Source organism: Inquilinus limosus MP06, from assembly GCF_000767795.1.
Classification (GTDB): domain Bacteria; phylum Pseudomonadota; class Alphaproteobacteria; order DSM-16000; family Inquilinaceae; genus Inquilinus; species Inquilinus limosus_E.
On record NZ_JANX01000350.1, the window covers coordinates 1 to 6614 of the forward strand.

Sequence of the window (6614 nt, forward strand, 5' to 3'; positions counted from 1 at the left end):
TTTTCCAACCGCCGGTGCCGGCCCCTCACCCGGACATCCTTTGGATGTCCGACCTCTCCCCGCGCAGCGGGGCGAGGCCACGCGCTCCCTCGGCGCTGAGCGCCAGGCGCTGGGCGTCGCGGCGGCGGGTGCGGTCGAGATCGGCGGCCAGGATGGCGGCGGCAGCCTCATGGAAGCGGTCGGCCTCGACCGCCAGGTCGAAGCGGTTGGCGCGGTTCAGCAGGTCGCGGTCGGCAGGGTCGATGACGTCCTCGCCATGCATGGCGCCGAGGATGGCGCCGGCCATGCAGCCGATGGAATCGGTGTCGCGGCCGGAATTCACGCCGTCGACGATCGCCGCCCGGAAGTCGCCGTCATGGATCAGGCAGAAGCCGAGCGCCAGCGGCAGCTCCTCGATCGCGCGCAGGCGCGACGGGGTGTAGTCATGCGTCGGCACGCCGGTCTTCTCGACCCGGCGATGCACGTCGTCGCCCATGCTGGAATAGCGGCCGATGACCGACTGGAACTCCGCCGTCACCCGGGCGTGGTCGGCGCGATGCGGCTTCAGGCGCCGCGCCGCCTCGGCGATATCGGCGATGGCCGCGCGGGTGCCGTCCTTGGCGAGATCGATGGCGGTGTCGACCACCGCCTCGATCGTGGTGCCCGGCACCATGGCGGCGGCGACGCAGGCGGCCATCACCCCCGCCGCCTCCAGCCCGTAGCTGTGCTGGTGCCCGGCGGCAAGGTCGACCGCCTCGTCATAGGCCGCCTTGGGGTCGCAGGCATTCACCGCCCCGACCGGGGCGATGTACATGGCGGCGCCGCAATTGACCATGTTGCCGATGCCGCCCTCGCGCGGGTCGCAGCTGGTCAGCTGGTGGCGCTGGAAGATCCACTTCTCCGGGTAGAACAGCCGCTCGATCAGCATGGTCTCGCGCTGCATCTCCGGGATCCAGCGCGGCGTCCAGGCGATCTGGCGGACCATGCCGCTTGCCATGTCCCAGGCGTCGAGATGGCGACACGATTCCTCGTAGACCGCCATCAGGCACAGCGTCATCAGCGTGTCGTCGGTGACGATGCCGTGGCCGCGGATCCGGCCGCCGCGTTCCGCCTCCGGCAGCGCCATGCGGTGCCAGTCGACATCCAGCGAGGTGACCCTGCCGTAGCGTTGCCGGATCTCGGCCGCTGACAGCTTCTCGATCGTGGCGCCCAGGGCGTCGCCGAACGCGACGCCATGCAGCATCCCCCGGATCCGCCCCTTCAGCGACGGCCCGGCCTCAGTTCGTTCCATTCAGCTTGGTCCTCGCATATTCGGTGATCTCGGTGCCGCCCTTGGCGTTCCATTCGGCGACGTAGTCGTCCCACTTCTCCATCGGCAGCTCGCCGGAGATGAACTTCCAGACATAGCTGCGATAGACGTTCTCCACCGCGTCCAGCCGGGCGTTGTAGTCGCTGGGGAAGACGAAGCTGTCATCCGGCGCGTAATACTTCTGGGCCAGGTCGATCGATTTCTGGGCCTGCTCCGACAGCAGCGGCACCGGCGGCTTCCAGGCGTCCGGCTGGTCGATGATGAAGCGCGGATACCAGGTCGCCATCTTGTCGGTGATCTTGACGGCGCCGCCGTCCTTCACCCACTCCTCGCCCTCGAAGCCCATCCGGTCGATCTGCTGGCCCTCGGGGCTGGCCATGAAGTCCATCAGGGCGACCACATCGTCCTTGTGCTCGGAGATGGCGGACATGGCGAAGCCGCGGCTCTCGCGGCTGACATCGACGGCGCGCAGTCCCTGCCCGCCCGGGCCCTTCGGCGGGTCCAGCGGCACCAGGGTCGTGCCCGGATGCAGCTGCCGCATCTTGCCCTGGTAGATGTCCATGTTGACCCCGACCACGCCGAGGATCACGCCGACCCGGCCGGAGTAGAACTTGTCCTCGCGCGTGTCCCACTTCGTGGTGATGAAGTCGGAGTCCAGCAGCCCTTCGGCGAACAGCTTGCGGTAATAGGCGATCTTGTCGCGCTCCTGCGGCGAGACGCGGGCGCTGATCCACTGGCCGGAGGCATCCTTCAGCCAGGTGCCGCTGACGCCGAAGGCCTGGTTGAAGATTTCGTCCAGCTCGTCGGTGGCGCCGGCCGGCGGGATGGTGGCGACCGTGATGCCGTAGGTGTCCTTCTTGCCGTTGCCGTCGAGGTCGCCGTCGACGATCTTGCGGAACAGGTTCTCCCAGTCATCGAGGGTCTGCGGCGCCGGCAGGCCGGTCTTCTCCAGCCAGTCCTGGCGCATCACGCCGACCTTGGCGCGCACCGGGAACGGGTAGATCAGATACGGGTAGTTCTCGAGCCGCGGCTTGTTGTGCGCCCATAGCGCGTTTTTCAGGTTCGGCGCCTTGTCCAGCCAGGGCCGCCAATCCTCCAGCAGCCCCTGTTCGACGATCTTCTGGTCGCCGCCCTGGAAGTAGATCAGGTCCGGGATGTCGCCCGACAGCAGCATCAGCGACAGCTTGTCGGCATAGCCGCCCGGCGGCACGTCGACGAGGTCGATCTTGATCGGGTGGCCCTTGGCGGCCATGCCGGCCTCGATCGCCGCCACCAGCTTGACGTCGTCCGGGTTCGACTTGGTGAAGTCCTTGCTGACGACGCGGATGGTCACCGGGTCGGCGGCCATCGCCGACGTGCTCACCATCGCCGCGAACACCAGGGCCAGCGCGGGGCCCAACAGGGTCTTGCTCATTGCGTCTCCTCCTCAACTTTCTGATTGGGGGGTCATGGCGGCGCAGAGACCGTTCGAGACTGCGCTGGCATGAGTCGGCTGGCGGTGGTTTCGAGAACCGGAGCGCAGCGGACGTTCAAGTCCGTGAGCACCGGAAGCGCAGAAACCGCCACCAGACGGCCATGCCAGTAGCAGTCTCGAACGGTCTCTCATCCTTTGACCGCTCCGCTCATGGTCCCCTTGGTGAAGAACTTCAGGATCAGCGGATAGATCGCCAGCACCGGGATCAGGGTCAGGATGATCATCCCGGCCTTCAGCGCCCGGAGGTCGATCTGGCTGCCGCCGGTGTATTTGTTCATGGCGTCCAGCCCGACCATCAGCGACTTGTCGCCCTCGACCACGAACTGGCGCAGCACCACCTGCAGCGGCCATTTGCCGGGGTCGTTCAGGTAGATCATCGCCCGGAAATACTCGTTCCAGTGCAGCACCGTGTAGAACAGGGTGATGGTGGCGATTGCCGGCAGCGCCAGCGGCGCCACCACGTACCACAGGGTCTGCAGCGGCGAGGCGCCCTCCATCTCCGCCGCCTCCAGGAGCTCCTTCGGGATCTCCTCGAAGAAGCGGATCAGCACGATCAGGTACCAGGCGAAGACGCCGCGATAGAGGATCACCGACCAGTAGGAGTTGAGCAGGCCGAGCTGCTTCATCACCAGATAGTCCGGCACCACCCCGGGCTCGAACACCACGGTCACCAGGATGAAGACCAGGATCGCCCGGCGGCCCGGCAGCCCCTGGCGCGACAGAGCCCAGGCCATCAGCGTGGTGGCGACGACGTTGATCGCGGTGCCGGCGATGGTGATCAGGAGGCTGTTGGCCAGCCCCTTCAGCACCTGCGGATGGGTCAGCAGCACCTGCCAGACATCGAGCGAGAAGCCGTGCGGCCACACGGCCAGGCCGCTCATTCCCGGCACCTGGGCGCTGTCGGACAGCGACACGGCCAAGAGGTTCAGGATCGGCTGCACCGTCACCACCACCATCAGCAGCAGCGCCGAGCAGATGATGGCGTATTCGATGCGCTCGAACGGTGTCTTCCTGATGTGGGAGGCGGCCATCACCACACCCCCTTGCCGGTCAGGCGCTTGGAGACGACATGGGCGGCCAGGATCATGGCCATGCCGATCACCGCCTTGAACACGCCGGCCGCGGTGGCATAGGCGTATTCGCCGCCGAGGATGCCCATGCGGTAGACATAGGTGTCGAGGATGTCGATCCGATCCCGGATCGCATCGTTGGAGAAGTTGAACACCTGGTCAAAGCCGGCGCTCATGAAGGCGCCGAGATTGAGGATGAACACCGTCGCCATGGTCGGCACCAGGGCCGGCAGGGTGACGTGCCAGACCTTGCGCCAGCGCCCGGCCCCATCGATCGTCGCGGCGTCGTAGAGCTGCGGGTCGATCGCCATCACCGCGGCGAGGAACAGGAGCGAGTCCCAACCCGCGCTGCGCCACATCTCGGAGAAGACCAGGACCCAGAGGATCGACCCCTCCGAGGTCATGAACGGCACCGGGGCGAAGCCGACGAGGCCGAGCAGGTCGTTGATCGTGCCGTCGGTCGGCGACAGCACGGCGATGAAGACGCCGGCGATGACGATCCAGGACAGGAAATGCGGCAGGTAGATCGCCGACTGCACGAAGCGGCGGAAGCGGCTGCCCTGCACCTCGTTGACCAGGAGGGCCACGATCACCGGCACCGGGAACAGGATGACCAGCTTCATGGCGCTGATCAGCACGGTGTTCCACAGCACCTGATAGAAGACCGGGCTGTCGAACAGCGCCCGGAAATGCTTCAGCCCGACCCAGATGCTGGGGCCGATGATGCGGTAGTCCTGGAAGGCCAGCTTCGCCTGCCAGATCGGCAGGTAGTGAAACACCACGAAATACAGCAGGCCCGGCAGCAGCATCAGGTAGTAGCCGCGCCAGCGCCAGGCCCGCCGCAGGCCGGACGCGCGGCCGGCCGTGATGCTGGGAACGTTCCCATGCATGGCCGGAATCGGATCCGGAGAGCTGTGGTCGACGCCGGTCATGTCAGGCGCTCTTCTTCCGGACGGTCCGCAGGCCGGGGGGCGCCGCCACCGAGGCGCGCTCGACCAGCCGGCACGGCAGCACGGCGTGGACAGTGTCACCGGTGCCGTCGATCGCCTCGAGCAGCAGGCGCGTGGCCTCGACGCCGATGTCGTAGCGCGGCTTGTCGACGGTGGTCAGCCCGGGATCGGTGAAGCTGCCGGCCTCGACACCGTCCATGCCCATGATCGAGATGTCGTCCGGGCAAGCCAGGCCGGCGGCACGGGCCGCCAGGATGGCGCCGACCGCCATCAGGTCGTTGGCGGCGAAGACCGCGGTCATGCCAGGCGTGCGCTCGAACAGCCGGGCCGTGGCGGCCTGCCCGGATTCGACGGTGTAGGTCGCCTCCTCCGTCGGCAGCAGGGCGGCGTCGAGCCCCTGCCGCCGCCAATGCGCGCGGGCCTCGGAGACGAAACGGCTGCGGCCCAGCCGGTCGCGGCCGATCAGCAGCCCGACATGGCGGTGCCCGAGGCCGATCAGATGATCCAGCGCCAGCCGCACGCCCTGGGCCACGTCGCTGCGGGCGCTGCTGAATTCGGGGAAGCGCTCGCCGCTGGAACCGAGCACGACGACCGGCGCCTCGGTCTGGCGCAGCAGGGTGACATCGTCGGTCACGGCGGGGTTGATCAGGATGCCGTCCACCCGGGCCTGGCGCAGCGCCTGCAGGTGGCGGCGCTCGCGCTCCGCATCCCAGTCGGAGCTGAAGATCAGCAGCGACCGCTTCTCGGCTTCCGCCTTGTCCTGGGCGCCGCGGGCGAGATCGGCCCAATAGGGGTTGGAGAGGTCGGGGATCACCAGCCCGAGGGTGCCGCTGCGGCCGGTGCGCAGGCCGAAGGCCAGGTGGTTGCGCTCATAGCCGGAGGCGCGGACCGCCTCCTCCACCCGCCGGCGGGTCTCGGAATGGACCGCCCCGACGCCGGACAGCACGCGCGCCACCGTGGTCTTCGACACGCCGGACAGGCGGGCGACATCGATGATGGTGGGCTGGCGCTTGCCGGTCAAAGGCGTCTCCCCAGTGAAGTCTTTTTCCGGCCTATCGGGGCCAAGTATGGGAACGTTACCAATTTCCCTCTCTGCCCGTCAAGCGACCATTGTTGGCCGTGAGTATGCCCCGGTCGTTGCGACCCTGGAAAGACTCTTTTCCCACCCCGACGATCGCTTCGAAAGAATCTTCCGGCCGTGCCGGAACCGAACCCGAGCGGCCCTGTTGAAGCGGACAAGGCCGGGCTGCGGCGACCATCGCCGCGGACCGGCTCATCGAGACTCACGGCCCGGCAGGTGCAGCCGCCTCGGTGCGCCTCGCCGGACACAGAAAGAAATCCTTCGCCCCGGCGAGGAGCGATTTCTTTTGCACGACAATACTGCCCGCAGCGAATTCGCCCTCGTCTCAGGAGGCCGGATCACAGCAAGAAGATTTCAATTTACAAAACCTTAACATTTGTTTCCGCGAATTGCGATGCGGGCCGAGGCGAATGAGTCATAATGGCGATCAATACTGGAATCCGGAGCAGCACATGAGCGACGATCGCGACAAGCGAATCCGGCAGCGTGCCTATGAGATCTGGCAAGCTCTGGGCTGCCCGGAAGGGCGGCAGCAGGAGCACTGGACCCAGGCCGAGGCGGAGATCCTGGACGAGGAATGCCAGGGCACGGGCAGCGTGCCGGAAGGGGCGCAGGAGCTGGACCCGGATGGCACGCCGAAGCGGCGACGCTGACCGGACTCCGGTCCTGCGGCCGGAGGCGCGGCGATGACCCCGCCGGCCGTCGCCCGCGCCCTCGCCGCGCCGAAGCCTGAGCATGCGGCCCATGCCAT

At 67.3% G+C, this 6614-nt stretch carries 6 protein-coding genes; 1 reads left to right on the forward strand and 5 read right to left on the reverse strand.

From position 1 onward, the window contains the following. Positions 1-25: 25 nt before the first annotated feature. The 5 genes from P409_RS22490 to P409_RS22510 all read right to left on the reverse strand — a co-directional run bounded on the left by P409_RS22490 (position 26) and on the right by P409_RS22510 (position 5803). Complete coding sequence (locus P409_RS22490; RefSeq protein WP_081991714.1) at positions 26-1270, reverse strand: ADP-ribosylglycohydrolase family protein; 1245 nt, start codon at positions 1268-1270, stop codon at positions 26-28. After that, positions 1257-2702, reverse strand: a complete 1446-nt coding sequence (locus P409_RS22495; protein ID WP_034843939.1) for an extracellular solute-binding protein — start codon at positions 2700-2702, stop codon at positions 1257-1259. Before P409_RS22495 ends, P409_RS22490 begins: the two co-directional genes overlap by 14 nt. Positions 2703-2890: 188 nt before the next feature. Beyond that, complete coding sequence (locus P409_RS22500; protein WP_052121197.1) at positions 2891-3793, reverse strand: carbohydrate ABC transporter permease; 903 nt, start codon at positions 3791-3793, stop codon at positions 2891-2893. Beyond that, a complete protein-coding gene (locus tag P409_RS22505; protein WP_081991715.1) occupies positions 3793-4764 on the reverse strand; it encodes an ABC transporter permease in 972 nt (323 codons plus the stop codon). The genes P409_RS22500 and P409_RS22505 overlap by 1 nt, the downstream gene beginning before the upstream one ends. Before the next feature lies 1 nt (position 4765). Next, positions 4766-5803 carry a LacI family DNA-binding transcriptional regulator gene (locus P409_RS22510; RefSeq protein ID WP_052121195.1) on the reverse strand — a complete coding sequence of 346 codons (1038 nt, stop codon included), beginning with the start codon at positions 5801-5803 and terminating at the stop codon, positions 4766-4768. Positions 5804-6315: 512 nt separating this feature from the next. Here P409_RS22510 and P409_RS22515 point away from each other — a divergent pair. Next, the gene (locus P409_RS22515) at positions 6316-6516 is read left to right on the forward strand and encodes a DUF2934 domain-containing protein (protein WP_034843942.1); all 201 of its coding nucleotides are present in this window, start codon (positions 6316-6318) and stop codon (positions 6514-6516) included. Positions 6517-6614: the final 98 nt, after the last annotated feature.